The sequence below is a fragment of the Pseudomonas sp. FW300-N2F2 genome (genome assembly GCF_017351655.1).
GTDB lineage: Bacteria > Pseudomonadota > Gammaproteobacteria > Pseudomonadales > Pseudomonadaceae > Aquipseudomonas > Aquipseudomonas fluorescens_AA.
In genome coordinates, this window is record NZ_JACNDQ010000004.1 from 749231 (window position 1) to 771820 (window position 22590).

Annotated in this window: 21 protein-coding genes; 9 read left to right on the forward strand and 12 right to left on the reverse strand. The window is 61.9% G+C overall.

Going from position 1 to position 22590, the window contains the following annotated elements:
* The first annotated feature begins 104 nt into the window (after positions 1 to 104).
* From J4E63_RS30010 to fdhA, 3 genes are all read left to right on the forward strand, one after another.
* A complete protein-coding gene (locus J4E63_RS30010; RefSeq protein WP_207284131.1) occupies positions 105 to 737 on the forward strand; it encodes a sarcosine oxidase subunit gamma in 633 nt (210 codons plus the stop codon).
* Positions 738 to 895: 158 nt separating this feature from the next.
* Positions 896 to 1753 carry a formyltetrahydrofolate deformylase gene (gene purU, locus J4E63_RS30015; RefSeq protein WP_092333332.1) on the forward strand — a complete coding sequence of 286 codons (858 nt, stop codon included), beginning with the start codon at positions 896 to 898 and terminating at the stop codon, positions 1751 to 1753.
* Positions 1754 to 1919: 166 nt separating this feature from the next.
* Positions 1920 to 3119 (forward strand): formaldehyde dehydrogenase, glutathione-independent, encoded by a 1200-nt coding sequence (fdhA, locus tag J4E63_RS30020; RefSeq protein ID WP_060740302.1) that lies wholly within the window; start codon positions 1920 to 1922, stop codon positions 3117 to 3119.
* A 68-nt stretch (positions 3120 to 3187) separates the two neighbouring features.
* Here the strand turns inward: fdhA and J4E63_RS30025 are convergent, their stop codons facing one another.
* Together J4E63_RS30025 and J4E63_RS30030 are read right to left on the reverse strand one after the other, a co-directional pair.
* A complete protein-coding gene (locus J4E63_RS30025) occupies positions 3188 to 3400 on the reverse strand; it encodes a cold-shock protein (protein WP_060743119.1) in 213 nt (70 codons plus the stop codon).
* Positions 3401 to 3710: 310 nt separating this feature from the next.
* On the reverse strand, positions 3711 to 4286 hold the full coding sequence (locus tag J4E63_RS30030; protein WP_207284132.1) for a hypothetical protein: 576 nt from the start codon (positions 4284 to 4286) through the stop codon (positions 3711 to 3713).
* A 187-nt stretch (positions 4287 to 4473) separates the two neighbouring features.
* On the opposite strand from J4E63_RS30030, the gene J4E63_RS30035 reads away from it, so the two are divergent.
* Positions 4474 to 5043, forward strand: a complete 570-nt coding sequence (locus J4E63_RS30035; protein WP_207284133.1) for a DUF2780 domain-containing protein — start codon at positions 4474 to 4476, stop codon at positions 5041 to 5043.
* Here the strand turns inward: J4E63_RS30035 and J4E63_RS30040 are convergent, their stop codons facing one another.
* Entirely contained in the window at positions 5044 to 5931 is an 888-nt protein-coding gene (locus tag J4E63_RS30040) for an acyltransferase (protein ID WP_192262779.1), read from the reverse strand. It lies immediately after the preceding gene.
* A gap of 207 nt (positions 5932 to 6138) precedes the next feature.
* On the opposite strand from J4E63_RS30040, the gene J4E63_RS30045 reads away from it, so the two are divergent.
* From J4E63_RS30045 to creD, 5 genes are all read left to right on the forward strand, one after another.
* Complete coding sequence (locus tag J4E63_RS30045) at positions 6139 to 6645, forward strand: ATP-dependent zinc protease (RefSeq protein ID WP_053188779.1); 507 nt, start codon at positions 6139 to 6141, stop codon at positions 6643 to 6645.
* Between the two features lie 70 nt (positions 6646 to 6715).
* Entirely contained in the window at positions 6716 to 7396 is a 681-nt protein-coding gene (gene creB, locus J4E63_RS30050; protein WP_207284134.1) for a two-component system response regulator CreB, read from the forward strand.
* The gene (gene creC / locus J4E63_RS30055; RefSeq protein ID WP_207284135.1) at positions 7396 to 8814 is read left to right on the forward strand and encodes a two-component system sensor histidine kinase CreC; all 1419 of its coding nucleotides are present in this window, start codon (positions 7396 to 7398) and stop codon (positions 8812 to 8814) included. The genes creB and creC overlap by 1 nt, the downstream gene beginning before the upstream one ends.
* 171 nt (positions 8815 to 8985) lie before the next feature.
* Positions 8986 to 9960: an alpha/beta hydrolase gene (locus J4E63_RS30060; RefSeq protein WP_207284136.1), complete on the forward strand. Its 975-nt coding sequence runs from the start codon at positions 8986 to 8988 to the stop codon at positions 9958 to 9960.
* Positions 9961 to 10014: 54 nt separating this feature from the next.
* The gene (creD, locus tag J4E63_RS30065; protein ID WP_207284137.1) at positions 10015 to 11388 is read left to right on the forward strand and encodes a cell envelope integrity protein CreD; all 1374 of its coding nucleotides are present in this window, start codon (positions 10015 to 10017) and stop codon (positions 11386 to 11388) included.
* A gap of 197 nt (positions 11389 to 11585) precedes the next feature.
* Here creD and J4E63_RS30070 read toward each other — a convergent pair whose 3' ends face one another.
* The 9 genes from J4E63_RS30070 to J4E63_RS30110 all read right to left on the reverse strand — a co-directional run bounded on the left by J4E63_RS30070 (position 11586) and on the right by J4E63_RS30110 (position 22373).
* Positions 11586 to 12215, reverse strand: a complete 630-nt coding sequence (locus J4E63_RS30070; protein WP_207284138.1) for a glutathione S-transferase — start codon at positions 12213 to 12215, stop codon at positions 11586 to 11588.
* Between the two features lie 101 nt (positions 12216 to 12316).
* Positions 12317 to 13615 (reverse strand): MFS transporter, encoded by a 1299-nt coding sequence (locus J4E63_RS30075; protein WP_207284139.1) that lies wholly within the window; start codon positions 13613 to 13615, stop codon positions 12317 to 12319.
* Between the two features lie 206 nt (positions 13616 to 13821).
* Positions 13822 to 14001: a hypothetical protein gene (locus tag J4E63_RS30080; RefSeq protein WP_060740312.1), complete on the reverse strand. Its 180-nt coding sequence runs from the start codon at positions 13999 to 14001 to the stop codon at positions 13822 to 13824.
* Complete coding sequence (locus tag J4E63_RS30085) at positions 13998 to 15128, reverse strand: PepSY domain-containing protein (RefSeq protein ID WP_092169507.1); 1131 nt, start codon at positions 15126 to 15128, stop codon at positions 13998 to 14000. Before J4E63_RS30085 ends, J4E63_RS30080 begins: the two co-directional genes overlap by 4 nt.
* Positions 15129 to 15345: 217 nt before the next feature.
* Positions 15346 to 17784, reverse strand: a complete 2439-nt coding sequence (locus J4E63_RS30090) for a TonB-dependent siderophore receptor (protein ID WP_207284140.1) — start codon at positions 17782 to 17784, stop codon at positions 15346 to 15348.
* A 231-nt stretch (positions 17785 to 18015) separates the two neighbouring features.
* The gene (locus J4E63_RS30095) at positions 18016 to 18987 is read right to left on the reverse strand and encodes a FecR domain-containing protein (protein WP_207284141.1); all 972 of its coding nucleotides are present in this window, start codon (positions 18985 to 18987) and stop codon (positions 18016 to 18018) included.
* The gene (locus tag J4E63_RS30100) at positions 18984 to 19502 is read right to left on the reverse strand and encodes an RNA polymerase sigma factor (protein ID WP_060740316.1); all 519 of its coding nucleotides are present in this window, start codon (positions 19500 to 19502) and stop codon (positions 18984 to 18986) included. The genes J4E63_RS30095 and J4E63_RS30100 overlap by 4 nt, the downstream gene beginning before the upstream one ends.
* Before the next feature lie 226 nt (positions 19503 to 19728).
* Positions 19729 to 20436, reverse strand: a complete 708-nt coding sequence (locus J4E63_RS30105) for a PolC-type DNA polymerase III (protein WP_207284142.1) — start codon at positions 20434 to 20436, stop codon at positions 19729 to 19731.
* Complete coding sequence (locus tag J4E63_RS30110) at positions 20433 to 22373, reverse strand: putative nucleotidyltransferase substrate binding domain-containing protein (RefSeq protein WP_207284143.1); 1941 nt, start codon at positions 22371 to 22373, stop codon at positions 20433 to 20435. Before J4E63_RS30110 ends, J4E63_RS30105 begins: the two co-directional genes overlap by 4 nt.
* Between the last annotated feature and the right edge of the window lie 217 nt (positions 22374 to 22590).

Consider the following 22590-nt stretch of genomic DNA (forward strand, 5'->3'; position numbering starts at 1 on the left):
CCACAGTTGATCGTGTAACCCTTGTGGGAGCGAGCTTGCTCGCGATGACGGCCTGACAGCCACCACAAGGGTTTGACTCAACAGCATTCAGACAGGTGCTCCATATGACCGCAGTCAACGTGTACCAACAACGCCCAACCACCGGGGCCAAGGCCGAGTCGTCGCTGCACCATGCCGACCTCGCCAGCCTGGTGGGCAAGGGTCGCAAGAACGCCGGTGTGACCGTGCGCGAGAAAAAACTCCTGGGCCACCTGACCATCCGTGGCGATGGCCACGACCCGGCGTTCGCCGCGGCCGTGCACAAGGCCCTGGGCCTGGAATTGCCAGGCGCCCTGGCCGTCATCGTCAAGGGTGAAACCAGCCTGCAATGGCTCGGCCCGGATGAATGGCTGCTGGTGGTGCCCACTGGCGAAGAGTTCGCCGCCGAGCAGAAACTGCGTGAAGCCCTGGGCGACCTGCACATCCAGATCGTCAACGTCAGCGGCGGCCAGCAGCTGCTCGAGCTGTCCGGCCCGAACGTGCGCGACGTGCTGATGAAATCCACCAGCTACGATGTACACCCAAGCAACTTCCCGGTGGGCAAGGCCGTGGGTACGGTGTTCGCCAAGTCACAACTGGTGATCCGCCACACGGGCGAAGACACCTGGGAGTTGGTGATCCGCCGCAGCTTCTCCGATTACTGGTGGCTGTGGTTGCAGGATGCCGCGGCTGAGTATGGGTTGAGCGTGCAGGCCTGATTGATGGCCTTGGAATGCTTTTGTGGCGAGGGAGCTTGCTCCCGCTGGGTTGCGAAGCAGCCCCCAATATCAGGCGACTGCTGCGCAGTCGAGCGGGAGCACGCTCCCTCGCCACAGGGTTCTTTGTCGCCCAGTTAATTTGAACAGGAGTCACCGCAATGAGTCGCGCCCCGGATACATGGATCTTGACTGCCGACTGCCCCAGCGTGCTCGGCACCGTGGACGCGGTGACCCGCTTTCTGTTCGAGCAGGGCTGCTATGTCACCGAGCACCACTCCTTCGACGACCGGCTCTCGGCGCGTTTCTTCATTCGCGTGGAGTTTCGCCAGCCCGACGGTTTTGACGAGCAGGACTTTCGCGCCGGCCTGGCCGAGCGTGCGCAAGCCTTCGGCATGGTCTTCGAACTGACGCCGCCCAACTATCGGCCCAAAGTGGTGATCATGGTCTCCAAGGCCGATCACTGCCTCAACGATTTGCTCTACCGCCAGCGCATCGGCCAGTTGTCCATGGACGTGGTGGCCGTGGTGTCCAACCACCCCGACCTCAAGCCGCTGGCCGACTGGCACCAGATTCCCTACTACCATTTTCCCCTGGACCCGAACGACAAGCCGGCCCAGGAGCGGCAGGTGTGGCAGGTGATCGAAGACACCGGTGCCGAACTGGTGATCCTTGCCCGTTACATGCAAGTGCTGTCGCCGGAGTTGTGCCGCAAGCTCGACGGCAAGGCGATCAACATCCATCACTCGCTGCTGCCGGGCTTCAAGGGGGCCAAACCGTATCACCAGGCCTATAACAAAGGCGTGAAGCTGGTGGGCGCCACGGCGCACTACATCAACAACGACCTGGACGAAGGCCCGATCATCGCCCAGGGCGTGGAAGTGGTAGACCACAGCCACTATCCCGAAGACCTGATCGCCAAGGGCCGGGACATCGAAGGGCTCACGTTGGCCCGGGCGGTGGGGTATCACATTGAAAGAAGGGTGTTCCTGAACGCCAATCGCACTGTCGTTCTTTAGGCCGGCATCGCGAACAAGGTGTACGCGGTCAAAATTGTGGGAGCGAGCTCGCTCGCGATGAGGCCTTTAAGACAACAAAGAAACAAGACACAAGCACTACCCGAGCAATCAACGCGCTGCCTGCCTGGGCAACGCAGTTCCACAAAAACAACAGCGAGGTGAAAGCATGTCTGGTAATCGTGGTGTCGTGTATCTCGGCAACGGCAAGGTCGAAGTACAGAAAATCGACTATCCAAAAATGCAGGACCCGCGCGGCAGGAAGATTGAGCACGGTGTCATCCTGCGCGTGGTCTCCACCAACATCTGCGGCTCCGACCAACACATGGTCCGCGGTCGTACCACTGCCCAGACCGGCCTGGTCCTGGGTCACGAGATCACCGGTGAAGTGATCGAAAAGGGCAGCGACGTTGAGAACCTGAAAATCGGTGACCTGGTGTCGGTGCCGTTCAACGTGGCTTGCGGGCGCTGCCGTTCCTGCAAGGAGCAACACACGGGCGTCTGCCTGACCGTCAACCCGGCCCGGGCCGGCGGTGCCTACGGTTATGTGGACATGGGCGACTGGACCGGCGGCCAGGCCGAATACGTGCTGGTGCCGTACGCCGACTTCAACCTGCTGAAACTGCCGGACCGCGACAAGGCCATGGAGAAGATCCGTGACCTGACCTGCCTGTCCGACATTCTGCCGACCGGCTACCACGGCGCCGTCACTGCGGGTGTTGGCCCTGGCAGCACCGTCTACATCGCGGGTGCCGGCCCGGTTGGCCTGGCGGCTGCCGCTTCCGCTCGCCTGTTGGGCGCGGCGGTGGTGATCATTGGCGACGTCAACCCGGTCCGCCTGGCTCACGCCAAGGCCCAGGGTTTCGAAATTGCCGACCTGTCCACCGATACACCGTTGCACGAACAGATCGCTGCGCTGCTGGGCGAGCCTGAAGTCGACTGTGCTGTCGATGCGGTAGGCTTCGAAGCCCGTGGTCATGGCCATGACGGCGTCAAGCACGAAGCCCCGGCCACCGTGCTCAACTCGTTGATGGGTGTGGTCCGCGTCGCCGGCAAGATCGGTATTCCCGGTCTCTACGTCACCGAAGATCCGGGCGCAGTCGATGCAGCGGCAAAAATGGGCAGCCTGAGCATCCGTTTCGGCCTGGGCTGGGCCAAATCCCACAGCTTCCACACCGGCCAGACCCCGGTCATGAAGTACAACCGCGCGCTGATGCAAGCGATCATGTGGGACCGTATCAACATCGCCGAAATCGTGGGTGTGCAGGTCATCAGCCTGGATGATGCGCCGAAGGGTTATGGCGAGTTCGATGCGGGCGTGCCGAAGAAGTTTGTGATCGATCCGCACAAGTTGTTCAGTGCGGCGTAAAGCAGTAGGCAGGACGGAAAAAGGGCGACAGTGATGTCGCCCTTTTTATTCGGCCTGTCCCGGATTGCTTATTCCGGCGTCACTCTTGTGGCCTGCATGCCTTTAGTTCCCTTCTCGATTTCAAATGAAACGGTCTGCTTCTGTTTCAACGTTTTATAACCCTCGCCGGCTATCGCCGAGTAATGAACGAACAATTCCTCGCCGCCGTTGCCGCAGGTAATGAAGCCATAGCCCTTTGCATCGTTAAACCATTTAACGGTTCCTTTGATTCGGTCGTTCATTTTTATTGTCCTGCTTGCCGAATGAATAAAGGCCTGGTTGCCCATGGCCTTGTTTCCGTTGACACAACGGGAGCTTAGGGACGGGGCAAATCGTTGCCTACTGTCAGAGTTGACAGTAGGCAATACCGAGAGGAAATAACCGATTGCAGGTGATATTCAGAGGTCTGTCATGAGGCGGTCATGCCATGGCTTGCGCTTCCATTGTGGCGAGGGGATTTATCCCCGTTGGGCTGCCTAGCAGTCCCCTTGCTTTCAGATACCAGCGGCGAGCGCTTCGCACTCGAGCGGGAGCAAGCTCCCTCGCCACGGGTTATTGATGTGCAGTTGCGGCCCCGACCCGGTCGCAGAATTCAGGGTAGAACCCTCGGGCGCTAGGGCCTTGGCAATAGTCTTGCGCCTGGGCCAATGCAGCGCCGCTGAAATTCAGGTTGCGAGGCATGCTGGCAAAGGTGACGTAGCCACCCTGTTGCGTCTTGATGGCGTCGAAGCCCTGCATGTCGTAGACCAGTTCCACGTCATCGTCGGCGAGCACTCGTGCCTTGACCGTCACTTGCACGTATTGCTTGCCTCCTGGCGCGCCATTGAGCGCCGCCAGGCCGTGGCCGACCACGCGCAGCATGTGCGGGACCCAGGGCTCGCAGTCATCCGCGCAAGGGCCTGGACGGTAGAGCACGGTCAGCGCCTGTTGATCGCGGCTCACCTCGGTCAGGGTTGGATCGGAGCGCTTGATGCGGTGTTCGATGGTCAGCCAGGTCTTTTGTTCTTCGCTGGTGCCATCGGCAAGTTCCGGGTTCTGCGGGCCGCGTTGGCATTCGCTGACGCCCAGGGCGATGAGCATGCCGGTCAGGATGACCGCGAGGGTGACGCCGCCGATTTTTACGTTCATGGGCAAACTCTGCTGGAGGAAGCCGCACTGTACGGTAACGGCGCATCAACCTGCACGTTCGGGTATCCGCGCTTTCGCTATCGGCCACTCTCGTACGGTTAGGAACAATCCGCGTCCGCATCAGTCCAAAGCACGCTTTACGCCGCTCTTTATGGGCGGCTTTTTCATGCTCAAGAGGATGTCCCGGATGAAGGTTTCACGAGGTTTTGCATTGTCCTGGCTGCTGACACTGGCCGCCAGCCCGGCCTTCGCGCAGTTCAGCCTCAGCGATGCGGCCAATGTGGTGTCGGCGATACAGGGCAACTCAGGTGAGGAAGAGGGCGTCGTAGCCGCCGCGCCGAAAGCTGCCGGCCTGCTCAACACCCTGGGATCGGAACTCAAGATCACGCCGGAACAGGCCATCGGCGGCGCCGGTGCGATGCTGGGGCTGGCGAAGAATCGGCTCAGCGAGCCGCAGTTCTCCGAGTTGAGCAAAAGTGTGCCGGGCCTGGATCAGATCGCCGGCAACAGCGCCATCGGGGGGCTAAATGGCTTGGGCGGTCTGCTCGGTGGCGGGTCGGACAAAAATGCCTTGCTCGACGGTCTGCTGGGCAACGTCAAGGACACCGGCGACCTGAACAATGCCTTCAGTGCGCTGGGCATGGACAGCGGCATGATCGGCCAGTTTGCCCCGATCATTCTGCAGTACCTCGGCCAGCAGGGGGTTGCCGGTTCGCTGCTGCAGAACCTGGGCGGTATTTGGGGCACAGGTGTCTGATCAGCCACCCTTGTTGCGCAAAGCCGTAATACGCCGATCCTTTTCAGTCCAGAGCTGGTTGACCCAGTTCTGCACATGCTGGCGAAACACAGGGTCGTTTTCGTAGTCGCCCTGCCACAACGCCGGGTCCAGTTCGCGGGTCTGGATGTCGATGATGACCCTGGGTACCGCGCCGCTGATCAAGTCCCAGAACCCGGGAATGCGCTCTTGCGGATAGACCACGGTCACGTCCAGTACCGCATCGAGTTGTTCACCCATGGCCGCCAGCACGAACGCTACGCCACCGGCCTTGGGCTTGAGCAGGTGGGTGAAGGGCGATTGCTGTTGTTGGCTTTTGGCGGCGGTGAAACGGGTGCCTTCGAGGTAGTTGACCACGGTGACCGGTTGACGCTTGAACAGCTCGCAGGCGGCCTTGGTGATTTCCAGGTCCTTGCCGGCCAGCTCCGGGTTCTTCGCCAGGAACGCCTTGGTGTAGCGTTTCATGAAAGGGTAATCCAAGGCCCACCAGGCCAGGCCCAGGAACGGTACCCAGATCAGTTCCTTCTTGAGGAAGAACTTGAAGAACGGCGTGCGCCGGTTGAGGGTCTGGACGAGGGCGGGGATGTCCACCCAGGACTGGTGATTGCTGATCACCAGGTAAGAGGTATCGCTGCGCAGGTCCGCACCGCCGCGAATGTCCCAGCGGGTGGGGATGCACAGGGCGAAGATCAGCTTGTCGATCTCGGCCCAGGTCTCGGCGATCCACATCACCGCCCACGAGGCGTAGTCGCGAAAGCGTCCGGGCAGGACCAGTTTGAGCAGTGCGAACACCATCAGCGGCCCGAACAGCACCAGGGTGTTGAGCAACAGCAGCAGGGTGACGAAACAGCCGGTGAGCAGGCGGCGCATAGATGACTCTTGCAAACGGGTGGGCGAGCCATGATAAGCAAGCTTCGGGCGGTAGGCCAAATCGGCTTGGACGAAAGTTTCACCTGGGCTTGGCTAAACTGGGCCGGTTTTTGTGGTGAGGGCGCCATCCCAGGCCACAGGTGCGTTTAACCGAACGAATTCATTGGCTACGGTCTAAAAGCCCACCCATACAGGAAGCCTTATTCCATGAAATCCCTTCTCGCCCTGCTTTCCCTGGTGGCCCTTCCAGTGCTGGCCGCCGAGCCGACCCTGTACGGGCGCTACGAATACATCGCGCTGCCGGAAATCGGCGGTGAAGTGCTCAAGGCCAAGATGGACACCGGCGCCCTGACCGCCTCGCTGTCGGCCAAGGACATCGAGACCTTTACCCGGGACGGCGATGATTGGGTGCGGTTCCGCCTGGCGACCAAGGATGCGAGCAACAAGGTCTACGAACACAAGATCGCCCGCATCAGCAAGATCAAGACCCGTTCCGAAGAGGATGAGGACGACGACGAAAAGATCGCTCCCACCAAGCGCCCGGTGGTCGATCTGGAGTTGTGCCTGGGTAACGTCAAGCGCACGGTCGAGGTCAACCTGACCGACCGCAGCAGTTTCAATTACCCACTGTTGATTGGTGCCAAGGCGTTGCGTGAGTTCGGCGCGGCGGTGAACCCGGCGCGGCGGTTTACGGCGGATAAGCCGGACTGCTGATTTCCCTGATTGACTCACCCCAAGCCTTGCGGCACCGTTCCGGCAACTTTTACTGCCGGGCTCGCAAGCCATGCCTCATATCCTGATTGTCGAAGACGAAGCCGCCATCGCCGATACGCTGGTGTTTGCCCTGCAAGGGGAGGGGTTTGACACCACTTGGTTGAGCCTTGGCGCCGCCGCCCTCGAGTACCAGAAAAGCACCCCGGCGGACCTGATCATTCTCGATGTGGGCCTGCCGGATATCAGCGGATTCGAGACTTGTAAAAATCTCAGACGTTTCAGCGACGTCCCGGTCATTTTTCTGACAGCCCGGGATGGGGAGATCGACCGGATCGTAGGCTTGGAAATCGGTGCCGACGATTACGTGGTCAAACCCTTCAGCCCCCGCGAGGTGGCGGCCAGGGTCCGGGCGATCCTCAAGCGCGTGGCGCCGCGTCCAGCGGTGGAGCCGGGCATGGGGCTGTTTCAGGTCGATGCCGGCCGTGTGCAGATCAACTATCGCGGTAAACCGCTGAACCTCACCCGCCACGAATTCCGCCTGCTCAATTGTCTGCTGGAGCAACCCGAGCGGGTCTTCAGCCGCGAGCAATTGCTCGATGCCTTGGGCGTTGCCAGCGATGCCGGCTACGAGCGCAGCATCGACAGCCACATCAAGAGCGTGCGCGCCAAGTTGCGCCTGGTCCGGGCCGAGGCCGAGCCGATCCAGACACATCGAGGCCTGGGCTACAGCTACAGCCCGGGGCACAGCTGATGTCGCTGGGGATCCGGATTTTCCTGGTGTATGTGCTGTTTATCGCCCTGACCGGCTATTTCGTGCTCAACACGGTCATGGAGGAAATCCGCCCCGGCGTGCGCCAGTCCACCGAAGAAACCCTGGTGGACACCGCCAACCTGATGGCCGAGATCCTGCGGGACGATTTCAAGGCCGGCACCCTCAACCAGAATCGCTGGCCGCAGTTGCTCAAGGCCTACGGCGAGCGCCAGCCGGCGGCGACGATCTGGGGCCTGCCGAAGAATCAGGTCAGCCATCGCATCTACGTCACTGATGCCAACGGCATCGTGGTGCTCGACTCCAGTGGCGTGGCGGTAGGGCAGGATTATTCGCGCTGGAACGACGTCTACCTGACCCTGCGCGGCCACTACGGCGCCCGCTCGAGCCGCAGTGATCCGGACGATCCGGCGTCTTCGGTGATGCACGTCGGCGCGCCGATCCGCGACAACGGCCGGATCATCGGCGTTGTCACCGTCGCCAAGCCCAACAGTTCCTTGCAGCCTTATGTCGACCGCACCGAGCGGCGCCTGTTGGCCTACGGCGCTGGATTGGTCGCCCTGGGCTTGTTGCTGGGCGGCTTGCTGTCGTGGTGGCTCAGCGCGGCACTGCGGCGTTTGACGAGCTACGCCCAGGCGGTCAGCCAGGGGCGTCGGGTGGAAGTGCCGCATTATCGTGGCGGCGAGTTCGAGCAATTGGCGGGTGCCGTGGAGCACATGCGCACCCAACTCGAAGGCAAGGCGTACGTCGAGCGTTACGTGCACACGCTCACCCACGAACTCAAGAGCCCGCTGGCGGCGATTCGTGGCGCCGCCGAACTGCTGCAAAGCGACATGCCCGCCGCCCAGCACCAGCGCTTCGTCAGTAACATCGACAACGAAAGTGTGCGCATGCAGCAGTTGATCGAGCGTTTGCTCAACCTGGCCCAGATCGAACAACGACAGGGGTTGGAGGATGTGGTCGCCGTGCCGTTGGTCGCGCTACTGGATGAATTGCTGGAGGCGCGTGGTGGCTGGATCGAGCGTCGCCAGTTAAAGGTCGAGCAACACATCGCGGCCGACCTGACGCTGACGGGCGAGGCATTTCTGTTGCGCCAGGCCCTGGGTAATCTGCTGGAAAACGCCCTGGACTTTACCCCCGCCCATGGATTGCTGCGCATCAGCGCCGAGCGTGTCGGCAGCCATGTCGAGATCCGCTTGTTCAATCAGGCCGAACCGATTCCCGACTACGCCCTGCCGCGCCTGAGCGAGCGCTTCTACTCCCTGCCGCGCCCGGACAGCGGCCGCAAGAGCACCGGCCTGGGGCTCAACTTCGTGGAGGAGGTGGTGCAGTTGCATGGGGGGGCATTCAGGATTGGCAATGTCGAGGGTGGGGTGGAGGTGCTGCTGCGGTTGCCTTGAGAAAAATTTGATTAATTTTATTATTGGTTAATTTACATAATCATTTTTTAGGTTTAGTTTTCGCTCAGCACTGACGAACAATAACTAGACCTGTCAGCACGCCCTGCCTTACGGCGAGATGGCTTTCGGTTCGTTGGTCCTATTCGTGGCTACACAACCGGGAGTATGAGCATGGTAAGCCTCTGGCAAAAATTGCAGGCCAAGTTGCTGCGCGCCTTCGCCAAGCGAATGAAGGCGAAGTTCACCTATGACGCCGCGCTGTTTCCGTTGCGCGCCGTGACCGAACAAACCATTGAAACCCCATGGGGACCCGCGCGGGCGTTGTTCTACTGGCCCCATTCCCAGGCCTCGACGACGCTGCCGGTGTATTTGAATTTTCATGGCGGTGGCTTTGTCGCCGGGACACCCGAGCATGACGATAGCTATTGCCGTCGACTGGCCCACAACCTGAACTGCCTGGTGGTCAACCTGGACTATGCCCTGGCGCCAGAGCAGGCCTTTCCCGTAGCGCCGCGGCAATGTTTTGCCGTGCTCGAGTGGTTGGCGGGCCAGGCTGAAGCGTTGGGTATCGATCCCCAGCGGATCGCCGTCGGTGGCCATAGTGCTGGCGGTAATTTGGCCGCCGTGGTGGCGGGTCTGGCGCGGGGGCATCGAACACTGAAAGTGGTGCATCAATTGATCGACTATGCGGCGCTGGACCTGGCCCAAGACCCGGCGCTGAAGACCTCCACCATTGCTCGTCCCTTGCTCGGCGTCGGCCTGATGCGGTTCTTCATGCGCTGCTACCTGAGCGATCCGGCACAGGCGCTCGATCCGTTGGCGTCGCCCTTGCTGTCGCCGGTCGATGCGCTGGTAGGGATGCCGGCCGCCACGGTGATTACGGCCCAGTACGATATCTTGCGCGGCGAGGGCGAGGCCTATGCCGAGAGATTGCGTCAGGCCGGCGTGCCGGTGCAGCTGCGAATGTTTGAAGGGTGCGACCATATGTTCACCCACCTGGGGCCGGACGAGTCGGCCGAGGAGGCTTGGCAGTTGATGGAAGACTCGCTGCGCGAAGCTTTCCAGGTCGTGGACGTGACGGAGGCCGGCATTCGCGGCCAGCATGGCGAGGGCAGTCTCCACACAATCTCCACAATCGCTCCATAAACCCAGCACACAGCCACCCCAGACTCTCCCTCATTCGAACAGGGAGAGCCCCACATGAACCGCAGCCTCGCCATAAAACTGGGCATGATTGCCCTCTTGATTCTCTTGCTGATGATTCCTCTGTTGATGATCAACGGCCTCATCGATGAGCGCCAGGAGTTGCGCGACGGTGTGCTGCAGGACATCGCCCGCAGCTCCAGCTACAGCCAGCAATTGATCGGGCCGATGATCGTGGTGCCGTTTCGCAAGAGCGTGAAGGTCTGGAACACCAACGAGAAGACCGGCGTGCGTTTCCTGGAAACCGTCGAGCGCACGGGCGAGTTGTATTTCTTGCCGGAGCAATTCGAGCTCGACGGCCAGGTCCGCACCGAAACCCGTGCCCGGGGTATCTACGAAGCGCGGATGTTCCACGCCGATAACCGGATCGATGGCCGCTTCAAGGTGCCTGAGCGCTATGGCGTCGCCGCCAAGGACTTTGCCGACTACCGCTTCGACGAACCGTACTTGAGCGTTGGCATCAGCGATATTCGTGGCATCGAGAACGCGCTGACCCTGACGCTGAACCAGCAGACCGTCGACTTCCTGCCCGGTTCGCGGCTTGGCTGGCTGGGGCAGGGTGTGCATGTGCCGCTGCCGATGATCACCGCCCAGGGCGGTCCCGAGCTGACCTTCGGTTTTGACCTGCGCCTGCAAGGCACTGGCGAGTTCCAGATTCTGCCGGTGGGCAAATCCACCAAAGTGCACTTGTCGGCGGACTGGCCGCACCCGAGCTTCATTGGCAACTATCTGCCGAGCAATCGCGAGATCAATGAGCAGGGTTTCAGTGCCGACTGGCAGACGTCGTTTTTCTCCACCAACCTGCTGGAAACATTGCAAGCCTGCGAGCCGAGCGATGGCTGTGAAGCGTTCCGCAGCCGGGCCTTCGGTGTGAGCTTCATCGACCCAGTGGACCAGTACCTCAAGAGCGACCGGGCGATCAAATATGCGTTGCTGTTCATTGCCCTGACGTTCGCCGGCTTCTTTCTCTTCGAAGTGCTCAAGAGCCTGGCCGTCCACCCGGTCCAGTACGCCTTGGTGGGCGTGGCGCTGGCGTTCTTCTACCTGCTGCTGTTGTCGCTGTCGGAGCACATCGGCTTCACCCTGGCGTACCTGGTGTCGGCCAGTGCCTGTGTCGTGCTGATCGGGTTTTATGTCTGCCACGTGTTGCGCAGCGTGAGCCACGGCCTGGGTTTTTCGGCGGGGCTGGCGGGTTTGTACGGTTTGCTCTACGGCCTGTTGAGCGCGGAGGACTATGCGCTGCTGATGGGGTCGCTGCTGCTGTTCGGCCTGCTGGGCGTGTTCATGGTGCTGACCCGCAAGCTGGATTGGTATGGAGTGGGGTCGAAGCCCGCCGCTGCGATGGCCTTCGATCTGGGAGAGGTGAAATGAGCCGGTCGTTGGGGTTGCGTGAGGATCAGCGGGAGGGCGCGATGTTGGTGGCGCTGATTGCCGGGTTGTTTCCGCTGGACCGCAGTGGCCCTATCGCGAGCAAGCTCGCTCCCACAGGAGACCTCGTTTACCCAGGCAATGAAGCCAAATGTGGGAGCGAGCTTGCTCGCGATGGGGCCGGTGCAGCCAGTGCAGAACTAGACTTTGGGCACTGTCTCAAGCATTGAAGGCCGCAAGCTCACCTCGGCAAACCACGCCGCCAATTGCGGGTTGGCCTTGCGCCATTCCAGGTCGGGATGGCGCAGGTCCAGGTAGCCCAGGGCGCAGGCCACGCTGATGGAGGCCACGTCGAAATGGCTGGCCAGTTCGGCGATCGCCTCGACTTCGAGCAGGCCCAGGGCCCGGCGAATCTTGTCCCGCTGCGCCTCGAGCCATTCGTCCCAGTGTTTTTCCACAGGACGTAGCGCGGTTTCGTAGCGGATCATCACCGCCGCATCCATGACTCCATCGGCCAGGGAGGCCAGGGTCAAACGCCGCCAGCGAGCCGCGCCGTCCCGGGGGATCAGCGGGTTGCCGACATGCTGGTGATCGAGGTAGTCGAGAATGACCCGGCTGTCATGAATCACGCTCCCGTTGGCCAGGCGCAGGGCCGGGATCTTGCTCAACGGGTTGTCCTCGATCAGCGCCCGATCCGGCTTGACCGGCGTGAGCTGGCTGAGCTGCAACGCCACGCGGTCCTGTTGACCGGTTTCGTGCAGTAGCACCAGGACCTTGCGAACGAAGGGCGAAGCGGGGTTGTGGAACAGCGTCATGCTGGGGGTGGACATGGCAACGTCTCGATTCAATGGGACTTGTTGCGCAGCATAGCGCGTTCATCCGTGTTCAAGGCAGGCGCGACCGAGGCGAAGAAGGTCGGTCGCGCCATGCATCAGGCGGCCGGCTGAAGGGCCTGCGGCTCTGGCGCCGATGTGGTCGGTTGCTGCTTGAGTTCCCGGGCGACAGTCCAGACGATGAACGCGGCGATGACATCGAAGATGGCCAGCAGCATAAACAGTGGGCTGTAGCCGATCTGGGTCACCATGACGCCGAACAGCAGCGTGAAGGCGGCGGCGCCCAGGTAACCGAACATCCCGCCCATGCCGGTGGCGGTGGCGACTTCATTCTTGCCGAACGAATCGGACGTGATGGCGTACAGCGCGCCGGACAGGGTCTGGTGGGCAAAGCCGCCGATGCACAGCAGGGCGATCGCTGTGTACGGACTGGCGACCAGGCCGATGCAGGCTGGGCCGATCATGCACGAGGCACCGAACAGCAGGACCATTTTGCGCGATGTGAACAACGACACCTTGCAGTATTTATGGAAGAACGGGCTCAGGTAGCCGCCCAGCACGCAACCGAGGTCGGCGGCCAGGAACGGCAACCAGGCGAACATCGCGATCTCCTTGATGTTCATGTGCCGCTCGGTCATCAGGTACAGCGGGATCCAGGCGTTGAATGTCTGCCAGGCCGGCTCGGAGAGGATCCGGGCACTGGCGATGGCGTAGAAGTTGCGGCTGGCGATGATGCGTTTCCAGCTGCCTTTCTTCGGCGTCGGGTCTTGAAAGTGAGCTTCCTGGCCGCTGAGGATGTAATCGCGCTCGGTGTCGCCCAGGAGCTTCTGGTCGCGTGGATGCTTGTAAAAGATCAGCCAGAGGAACGTCCAGGCCACGCCCAGGCCGCCAACGATCAGGAACGCCAGCTCCCAACCACTGTTCAGGATCGCCCAGACCACTAGCGGCGGAGCCAGCACGGCGCCGATCGAGGAACCGATGTTGAACCAGCCGATGGCCACCGAGCGTTCCTTGGCTGGGAACCATTCGGTAGAGGTCTTTACCGCAGCCGGCAGCCCGGCGGCTTCCGTCAGGCCAAGCAAACCGCGGAAAAACGCCAGGCCCTGCCAGCCCGACGCCATGGCCGCCGCGGCACAGGCGATGGACCAGGCGAACGCGAAAATGGCGAAGCCCATCTTGGTGCCGATGGCATCGATGATGTAGCCGGCCACCGGTTGCATCAACGCGTAGCAGACCTGCCAGGCCACGACGATGTGGGAATACTGCTCGGTGGAGATATTCATTTCGCTCATCAGGGTGGGAGCGGCCACCGAGAGGGTATTGCGAGCCAGGTAGTTGACCATCAGGCCGGCCGTGACGAGGCCGACCATCCACCAGCGGATGCCTTTGATTTTCATCACTTCACCATCGATTATTTTTGGATTTGGCGTGGCGTGGTTTGTTATAGGTTGTCGTACAACGTGCGCACTTATAGAGGGTCAAGAATTAATTTGTCAACAAATATGTCAAAGGCTGGGCGGTCTGAAACAGCCGGCGCGCTCGCGGTTGTCGTATGACGAAGAGAGAAGGGGCGCCCACTCTGGCAAGTGCACGCCCGGATGACTCAGCGGCGGGGGATCAGTCCCCACACCGCCAACACGGAGGGTATGCCCAATCCCAGCCAACTGACGGCGTCCCACAGACCGTCCCCCAGCAAGGCACTGAACAGCCCGGCGGCGCAGAGAATGGCGATCAGCACGGGCATGCCGAACACTTTCCAGAAACTCGACTGCCGTGGCCTCACGAGGCGACCTCCGTACCGACCGTTGCACGCCTGGCCGCTTTGCGCCGCACCAGCCACAGGTAGACTCCGCTGCCGAGGACGATGATGGTGAGCACGTCGAGGGTGGCCCAGAAGATCTGCATCGGCCGGCCACCGTAGTCGCCGAAGTGCAACGGTAGAGACAGGCTCATGACGTCCATGTACCACGGCCGCTCGGCCACCGCGGTGACCTCCAGAGTGCTGGCATCGATCAATACCGGCGTCAGCAAGTGCGAGGTCAGGTGGGTGCTGCCTTTCATGAACACGCCGTAGTGGTGTTGGCTGGAAAACAATGTGCCGGGGAAGGCGATGAAGCTGGGCTCCATGCCCGGCGCGACCTCCTTGGCGATGTCGAGCAAGCGGGTGGCCGGGGCCAATTGCGTCAGCGGCGGGGTGTTGCGATAGGGTTCGACCATGGCGCTGAGGCTGTCGTTGCGCCAGGCGGCAATGATCAGGTCGGCGCACGCGGCAATCACGCCGGTGACGCCCACGGTGAGCGCCCAGACCAGCGTCACCACACCGATCAGGTTATGCAGGTCGAGCCAGCGCAGGCGCGTGGATTTGTCCTGGCGCACCGTGGCGAATTTCAACCGGCGCATGAAGGGCAGGTACAGGACCACGCCGGAAACGATGGCGATCACGAACAACAGCCCCATGAACGCCAGCAGCAACTTGCCCGGCAAACCCGCGAACATATCCACGTGCAGGCGCAGCATGACCATCATGAAACCGCCGTTGGCCGAGGGCATTTCCAGGGCCTCGCCGGTGCGCGCATCGAGCATGAAGGTATGGGAGGAGTTGGGCTCGGTGTCCGGTGTCGGCGCCATGATGGTGAAGATGCCGTTGGGCTCGTCTTCGTCCCAGCCAAAATACTGGACCACTTCACCCGGACGATGGGCCTTGGCCTTTTCCACTAACTGCTGGAGGTCCAGGTGTGGCGTGTCGGCAGGCATCTCCCGGAACTCGGGAGCGTCGCCCAGCAGATGCTCGATTTCATGATGGAAAATCAGCGGCAGCCCGGTAATCGCCAGCATCAGCAGGAACACCGTGCAGATCAGGCTGGTCCAGGTGTGGACGAAGGACCAGCGGCGGATGGTTTTGCTTTTCATGAGCGATCCGAATGCAAGAGGGCCTCGATGCCTGAGCCCCTTCAGTCCAGTCGTGAAACCTGTGGAAGCGAGTTTGCTCGCGAAAGCGGTGTGCCAGACAACATCAATGTTGACTGTTACGCCGTCTTCGCGAGCAAGCTCGCTCCCACAGGGATTTCATTTGACTGGCAGGTCTCGGGTGCAGGTGCCCTCAAAAGGTTTTGCAAATGCTAACCGTTTACCATTTGTAATTCACGCTGGCGACGACGTTGCGTTGGTCGCCGTAGTAGCAGTAGAAGCCATCGCAAGTGGACAGGTAGTCCTTGTTGAAAATGTTCTTCGCGTCCACCGCCACCGTGACGCCTTTGAGGGTCTTGTTCAAACGCCCTAGGTCGTAATGGGCCGAGGCGTCGTACACGGTATAGGAGCCGACATGACCCCAGTCGGTGTTGGTGGTGTTGCCGTAGGTGTCGCCGACATAACGCACGCCGGCACCGACCCCGAAGCCATCCAGCGGACCGTTGTGCCAGGTGTAGTCCGCCCAGGCGGTGGCCTGGTTACGCGGTACCTGGGCCATGCGCTTGCCTTTTTCAGCGGCGGTACCCTTGGTGATTTCACTGTCGTTGTAGGTGTAGGAACCGATCAGCTTCAGGTTGTCGGTCACGTCGCCCGAGGCTTCCAGTTCCAGGCCGCGCACCCGAACTTCGCCCACTTGGCGAGTGATGTTGTTTTCGGTAACCGAGTTGTTCTGCTGCGTCAGGTCGAACACCGCAGCCGTCAGCAGGGTTTTGGTGCCCGGCGGTTGATACTTGATGCCGGCTTCGTACTGCTCGCCTTCTGTTGGCTTGAACGCTTCGGTGCTGTTGACGGTTGAGCCGGCCGCCGCCTGGAACGACTGGGCGAAGGAAACGTAGGGCGTCACACCGTTATCGAAGACGTAGCTCAACGCCGCGTTGCCGCTGAATTTCTTGTCGCGCTGGGTGTTGGTGACGTTGTTCTGGTTGTGGAATTCGGTGCCGGTGTGAATCCAGTCTTCGCGGCCGCCGAGGGTCAGGCGCCATTTGTCCAGGGCGATCTGGTCCTGGACATACAGGCCGGTCTGGTTGGTCTTCTGGTTGTAGTCGTACATGGTGAAGTACTGGACGTTGGAGAAATCCTGTCCGTAAGTCGGGTTGTGGATGTTGCTGGTCGGCACGCCGGTCGAGCCCCACAACCAACGCGAATTGCTGTTGGAGCGCTGGTGATCCAACCCCAGCAGCAGGGTGTGGCTGAGGGCACCGGTCTGGAAATCGGCCTGGAAATTGTTGTCCACGGCGAACTGGCTGATGTCTTCGTCAACGACACTGGCGCTGCGCTTGATGGTGCCATCGGCGCTGACTGCTTCCTCAGGCCCCGCCGGCCAGAACTGCCCGCCAGCGGAGATGCCCTGGGTTTCCAGGTCGCTCTTGGTGTAGCGCAGGTTCTGGCGGAACTGCCAGGTGTCGTTCAGGCGGTGTTCGAACGCATAGCCGAGGGCGTAGTAGGTACGGTCGTAGAATTCCCAATCTGGATCGCCGAGGTTCTTGTGGTGGGAAATCTTGCCTGCTGGCGAGGACAGCTTGGTGCCTTGCAGCGGCAGGAATTGCCCGGTGATGCCGGTGTCGTCGCGGGTGTACTGGGACAGGAAGGTCAGGCGCGTGTCGTCGTTGATGTTCCAGGTCAGGCTCGGCGCGAGGTTGTAGCGCTTGTCCGGGATGTGATCGACCTGGGAGTTGCTGTCGCGCACGGTGCCGCTGACCCGATAGAGGAACTGGCCTTCGTCATCGACTTTGCCGGTGCTGTCGAAGTTGATCTGCTTATGTTCGTAGCTGCCGGCCTGCAGCTCGACCTCATGGCTGCTTTCGGCCTGTGGGCGACGGCTGACCATGTCCAGCATGCCGCCAGGTGGCGTCTGGCCGTAGACCGACGAGGCCGGGCCACGCAGCACGGCGATGCGCTCAAGGTTCCAGGGCTCGATTTTCGGCGTGATGTAGTTGCCCTTGGGCAGCGGCAGGCCATCGAGGAACTGGGTCGGCACGAAGCCGCGCACCAACAGCCAGTCGTTGCGCGAATCCGAGCCGTAGCCGCTGCTCTGCACGCCGGCGGTGTAGCGCAGGGCGTCATTGAGGTTGAGGACAGAACGGTCCTCCATCTGTTGGCGGGTGACCACGGAGACGGAGCGCGGCAGTTCGACGATCGGCGTATCGGTCTTGGTGCCGGCCGCGGTGCGGGTGGCGGCGTAGCCCTCGGTCGGGCCCCACGCGGTTTCGCTGAGACCGGCACCGATCACGCTGGTTTCCGGCAAGGCCATGACGCCTTCAGGTACGGCCACCAGGCTGTAGGTGCCAGCGCTGCTTTGTTCCAGTTGCAGGCCGGTGCCGCGCAAGGCCTCGCGCAATGCGCCGGTGGCGTCGAACTGGCCCTGGACCGGGGCCGAGGTCTTGCCCGAGGCCAGGGACGGATTCAGGCTCAGTGCGAGGCCGGCCTGGCTGGCGATCTGGTTCAGGGTGCTGGCCAGGGGCGCGGCGGGCAGGTTGTAGGTGCGCACGCTCGTGGCTTGTTCGGCGGCCAGCAGCGGGGCGCTGGTCAACGGGACGGCGAAGGCAATGGCAACGGCCAACAGGCTGGGGCGCAACAGGGTGTCTAGCGGGCGGGACATACGGCGGCTCCTGAATGGAAATATTTCTCAATTGCCTGGGTGCCGGATGAAAATCGAAAAGTGATAGGGCTGGATGAAAATAATTTAGATTCGTTTTACAGCTGGTGGCTTTGTGGTGAAGCGAATGGCCTCATCGCGAGCTAGCTCGCTCCCACACTGACCGAGCCGCCCACGAATCATCCTGTGGGAGCGAGCTTGCTCGCGATGAGGCCACCACTGACACAAAACCATTCAAGGCTTGGCTTCAGCCCGTGGCCCCACCACCACCCACCACCGCGTGTGATGCTCGACCTGCACCGGCAAGGTCGGCAGCAGGGCGGTCAGCGCCAGGTCGGTGTCGTGCAGCGGGAAACTGCCGGTGATGCGCAGGTCGGCCACTCGTGGCTCGACACCGAGGTAGCCGCGCCGGTAACGCCCCAACTCATGGATCAGGTCTTCAAGGCGGGCGTTGTCCACCACCAGCATGCCGCGGGTCCAGGCATCGGCGCCGGGGCTCAGGGCAACGGTCGGCCCGAGGCCGTCGCGACGCATCAGCACTTGTTGGCCTTCGCGCAGGATCTGTTCGCTGTCCGTGGCCTGGGGATGCGCCGCCACGGCGGATTTCAACACGCTCAGGCGCGTGCCTTCGTCTTCACGCTTGACCAGGAATCGTGTGCCCAACGCGCGCAGGCGGCCTTCGCGGGTCTCGACAATGAACGGGCGCGGGTCGTCGTGGCCGGTTTCCACCAGGATTTCGCCTTCCTGCAGGACGATACGGCGCTGCTTGTCATCGAAACGCACATCCAGCGCACTGTGGGTGTTGAGGTTGATCAGCGTACCGTCGGTCAGGCGCAGGGTGCGTTGCTCGCCTGTCGCGGTGCGCTGATCGGCCAGCCAGTAATCCAGCGGCAGACGTTCACCGGCAAACAACGCCAGGCCGATGACCGCGACAACGCTGGCCAGGCCGCTGCCGATCTTGCGTATCCGTCGGCGAATGCTCACCCGCGATTGCAGCAGCGCCGCCCGTGCCGGCCCGTTGGCCACGCTGAAGCGCTGGTCGAGCATGCCCAGTTGCCGCCAGGCCCGGGCGTGTTCTTCATCGGCGGCATGCCAGCGGGCGAACGCTTCATGCTCCTGGGCGCTGCTCGCGTCCAAAGACAGCTGCCAGGCAATGGCGGCATCCAGCACGCTGGCCGAGACCGGCTTGGCATGGGCCTGGCTCATGTCGGTTCACCGTACAGGGCGATGTAGCACTGCCGGATGCCCTGGGCCAGGTACTGCCGTACCCGCGGCACCGAAACCCCCAGGCGCTCGGCGATTTCGGCATGGCCGAGGCCGTCGAGGCGGTTATAGAGGAAGGCTGCACGGGCCTTGCTCGACAGTTTGCCGAGCAGGCGATCGATGGCCTTGAGGTCTTCCAGGATGATTTGCTGTTCTTCCACCGAGGGCTGCTCGGCCTCGGGGATCAGCATCAGTTCGGTGAGGTAAGCCTGCTCCAATGCCGCTCGACGGAAATAATCGAACAACAGGCCCTTGGCGATGGCCACCAGAAATGCCCGGGGCTCGCGGGGCGTCTTCAGGTCCTCGCGTCCCAGCAAGCGCACAAAAGTGTCCTGGCTCAGGTCTTCCGCCCGGTGCGCACACGCCACGTTGCGTCGCAGCCATGCCAATAGCCAAGCGCGATGGTCACGGTACAACGCACCAACCAAATCACTGTGGGGGCTAGGAACTGACGACACGGAGCATCACCGATGTTTTAAGTAACGAGAATTGTTCGCGATTGTGGCAGAGGCGGGGGCGGGAAAGCAATTGGCGCTGGTCGGGCAGTGCAGGTAAGGAAATTGAGGCCGGGTTCTGTGTGGGAGCGAGCTTGCTCGCGATAGCGACAGGTCAGTCAACATCAATGTCGACTGACAGTGCGCCATCGCGAGCAAGCTCGCTCCCACAGGGTAGTGTGTTCATCTTTCAAAGCGAAGGCGCCTGCTGCCGCCGTTTCCACTGGCCCAGGCGCTGTTGCAGGTCAAGCGGGCTGAGGATCTGTTGCTGGCGGGCGCGGCTGAACAGGATCAGCGCCAGTTCCGCCGTGGCCAGGGCGTCGGCGCTGGCGTTGTGGCGGTCGAAGACTTGCAGCTTGAACCAGTCGATCCACTCGTCCAGGCCGGACTTGCGCAGATTGGCTTGTGGACAAAGCATCGGGGCCAGGTCCGCCACGTCGAGGAACGGATGCTGCAGGCGATAGCCCAGATGGTCTTTCAAGGCGCGCCCGAGCATGTGGGAATCGAACGGCGCGTGAAAGGCCAGCAGCGGGCTGTCGCCCACGAACGCCATGAACGCCAGCAGCGCCTCGGCCGGGTCGCTGCCGGCGGCGATGGCACTGGGCGCCAGGCCATGGATCAACACACTGGGCCCGAGCTTTTGCTGATTGCACTGCAAGGTACGTTCGAATTGCTGGCTGAAGTCGATGGCACCGTCTTCGATGACCACCGCGCCGATGGACAGCACCTGGTCCTTGTTCAGGTTCAACCCGGTGGTTTCCAGGTCCAGGACGACCCAGCGTTGCGCCCGCAGGTCGCCTTCGCCCAGTGGCGAGGGCGCGGGCAGGCGCTCCAGGCGCTGTTGCAGCGCGTCGGGCAATGTCGGCTGGGCCGGGCGCAGCCAGGAAAACAGGTTCACAACTGGTACCTCAGCGTCAGGCTGCTTTGCAGGCGTTGGGCCTGGCGCAGGGATTCGCGCAGGATGCGTCGGTCCAGATGGTTGAGGCTGTCGGGGTCCACGCGGTTGGAATAGGGCAGGTTCTCGCGGGTTTGCAGTTGGTGTTGCTGCATGCGGGTCTGCTGGATGAAGTGATAGGCCTCTTCATAGGCCGCGCCATCGAGCGGTTCGATCACTTCCTTGACGACCAGTTGTCGCAGGCGTTCCAAGGTATTGTTGGCTTCGATGCCGTTGGCCAGGGCCAGCAGGCGGGCGCCGTCGACGAAGGGCGTCAGGCCCTGCACTTTCAAGTCCAGGGTCGCCTTTTCGCCATTCTTGCGGCTCAGCACAAAGTCCCTGAAGCGTCCCACCGGCGGGCGATGACGCAGCGCATTCTCGGCCATCATGCGCTGGAACAGGCGATTGTCGGCCACTTGACCGAGGATCTGCTGGCGCAACTGCTCGCAACCTTGCTCATCGCCCCAGACCACCCGCAGGTCGAAATAGATGCTCGAGCCCAGCAGGTTTTCCGGCGTCGCTTCGCGAATGAATGACGCGAAGCGCCGGGCCCATTCGGCGCGGGACAGGCACAGCTCGGGGTTGCCGGCCATGATGTTGCCCTTGCACAAGGTGAAGCCGCACTGAGCCAGGCTCTGGTTGATCTGTTGGGCGATGGGCAGCAGCAGGCCGCGGATCTGCGCGGCATGGGCGGCATCCCGGGCTTCGAACAACATGCCGTTGTCCTGGTCGGTGTGCAGGGTTTGCTCGCGCCGGCCTTCACTGCCGAAACACAGCCAACTGAACGGCACACCCGGGTCGCCTTTGTCGGCCAGGGTCAGTTCGATGACGCGGCACACCGTGTGGTCGTTGAGCAGGGTGATGATGTGAGTGATCTGGGTCGACGACGCGCCGTGGGCCAGCATGCGCTCCACCAGTTGGCCGATCTCGCCGCGCAGGGCCACGAGGTTTTCCACCCTGGGGGCGTTGCGGATGGTCCGGGCCAGGTGCACCAGGTCGACGCGCTGCAAGGAAAACAGATCGCGCTCCGAGACCACGCCACACAGACGCTGGTCCTTGACCAGGCAGACGTGGGCGATGTGACGCTCGGTCATGGCGATGGCCGCGTCGAAGGCGCTGTGGTCCGGCGAAAGGAAGAAGGGTGCCTGGGTCATGTGTCCTACGATGGCTTGGGAAAAGTCCCCGGAACCATCGGCCACCACTTGCCGCAGGTCGCGCAAAGTGAAAATTCCCACCGGCGCCTTTTGCTCATTGACCACCACGATGCTGCCGACCTGCTGCTCGTGCATCAGTTTCACGGCTTCGCGCAGCGGCATGTCCGGGCTGCAACTGACTGGATGGCGCATCGCCAGTTCACCCAGCCGCGTATTGAGGGAGTACTGGGTGCCCAGGGTCTGTGCGGATTTCTGCTGGACCTGTTGGTTGACCTGGTCGAGCAGGCTGCTGACCCCGCGCAGGGCGAAATCGCGAAACGGGGCGGACAGGGCGAAGAGCTTGATGAAGGCCAGTTTGTTCAGTTGCAGGCAGAACGTGTCTTCGCCGGCCCGGTGCTCGGTGCGCGTGGCCCGCTCGCCCAGCAGCGCGGCCAGGGGGAAACATTCGCCGGTGGTGATCTCGAAGGTGGTCTCGGTGCCACCCTTGGCCGAATGCGGGCGTTCGCCCACCACCCGGCCCTGCTTGACGATGTAAAAGTGCTCCACCGGGCCGTCGGCCGGTTTGATGATGGTGTCGCCCGGGGCGTAGAAACGCAGCAGGCATTGCTCCACCAGATAGGCCAGGTGGGCATTTTCCATTTGGTTGAACGGCGGAAAGCGCTGGAGAAACTGCAGCGTCCCCTGGATGTTTTGCAACACCGCGGTTTTCCCTGCCTGGATGAAGGCGTCCGCTTTTTTCATAACCATTACGCAGTCTTATTCGAATTGTTGTGGTCGGATCTGTTCTCCATGGTCGGCCCCTCAGCGCGGGGTGCCCATTGGACGTAAGTCTAGGTCGCGGCCTAAGGGCCGCGCTTACGGAAAACTCTTACGCCAGGCGTCAGAAAAATCTTCATTGAATGTTCTTGGAAAAAAATCCGACGAAGTGCACATTGAAGCGCCGCAGAACGATGTCTGACCACTG

Bases quoted from the DNA above. Each gene is read 5' to 3' on its own strand.
- J4E63_RS30095 (WP_207284141.1), bottom strand. From the start codon at position 18,987: ATGAGCCAGGCCCATGCCAAGCCGGTCTCGGCCAGCGTGCTGGATGCC.
- J4E63_RS30110 (WP_207284143.1), bottom strand. From the start codon at position 22,373: ATGGTTATGAAAAAAGCGGACGCCTTCATCCAGGCAGGGAAAACCGCG.
- J4E63_RS30040 (WP_192262779.1), bottom strand. From the start codon at position 5,931: ATGCGCCGCCTGCTCACCGGCTGTTTCGTCACCCTGCTGCTGTTGCTC.
- J4E63_RS30090 (WP_207284140.1), bottom strand. From the start codon at position 17,784: ATGTCCCGCCCGCTAGACACCCTGTTGCGCCCCAGCCTGTTGGCCGTT.
- J4E63_RS30045 (WP_053188779.1), top strand. From the start codon at position 6,139: ATGAAATCCCTTCTCGCCCTGCTTTCCCTGGTGGCCCTTCCAGTGCTG.
- creC (WP_207284135.1), top strand. From the start codon at position 7,396: ATGTCGCTGGGGATCCGGATTTTCCTGGTGTATGTGCTGTTTATCGCC.
- J4E63_RS30035 (WP_207284133.1), top strand. From the start codon at position 4,474: ATGAAGGTTTCACGAGGTTTTGCATTGTCCTGGCTGCTGACACTGGCC.
- J4E63_RS30025 (WP_060743119.1), bottom strand. From the start codon at position 3,400: ATGAACGACCGAATCAAAGGAACCGTTAAATGGTTTAACGATGCAAAG.
- J4E63_RS30030 (WP_207284132.1), bottom strand. From the start codon at position 4,286: ATGAACGTAAAAATCGGCGGCGTCACCCTCGCGGTCATCCTGACCGGC.
- J4E63_RS30070 (WP_207284138.1), bottom strand. From the start codon at position 12,215: ATGTCCACCCCCAGCATGACGCTGTTCCACAACCCCGCTTCGCCCTTC.
- purU (WP_092333332.1), top strand. From the start codon at position 896: ATGAGTCGCGCCCCGGATACATGGATCTTGACTGCCGACTGCCCCAGC.
- fdhA (WP_060740302.1), top strand. From the start codon at position 1,920: ATGTCTGGTAATCGTGGTGTCGTGTATCTCGGCAACGGCAAGGTCGAA.
- J4E63_RS30060 (WP_207284136.1), top strand. From the start codon at position 8,986: ATGGTAAGCCTCTGGCAAAAATTGCAGGCCAAGTTGCTGCGCGCCTTC.
- J4E63_RS30075 (WP_207284139.1), bottom strand. From the start codon at position 13,615: ATGAAAATCAAAGGCATCCGCTGGTGGATGGTCGGCCTCGTCACGGCC.
- creD (WP_207284137.1), top strand. From the start codon at position 10,015: ATGAACCGCAGCCTCGCCATAAAACTGGGCATGATTGCCCTCTTGATT.
- creB (WP_207284134.1), top strand. From the start codon at position 6,716: ATGCCTCATATCCTGATTGTCGAAGACGAAGCCGCCATCGCCGATACG.
- J4E63_RS30010 (WP_207284131.1), top strand. From the start codon at position 105: ATGACCGCAGTCAACGTGTACCAACAACGCCCAACCACCGGGGCCAAG.
- J4E63_RS30085 (WP_092169507.1), bottom strand. From the start codon at position 15,128: ATGAAAAGCAAAACCATCCGCCGCTGGTCCTTCGTCCACACCTGGACC.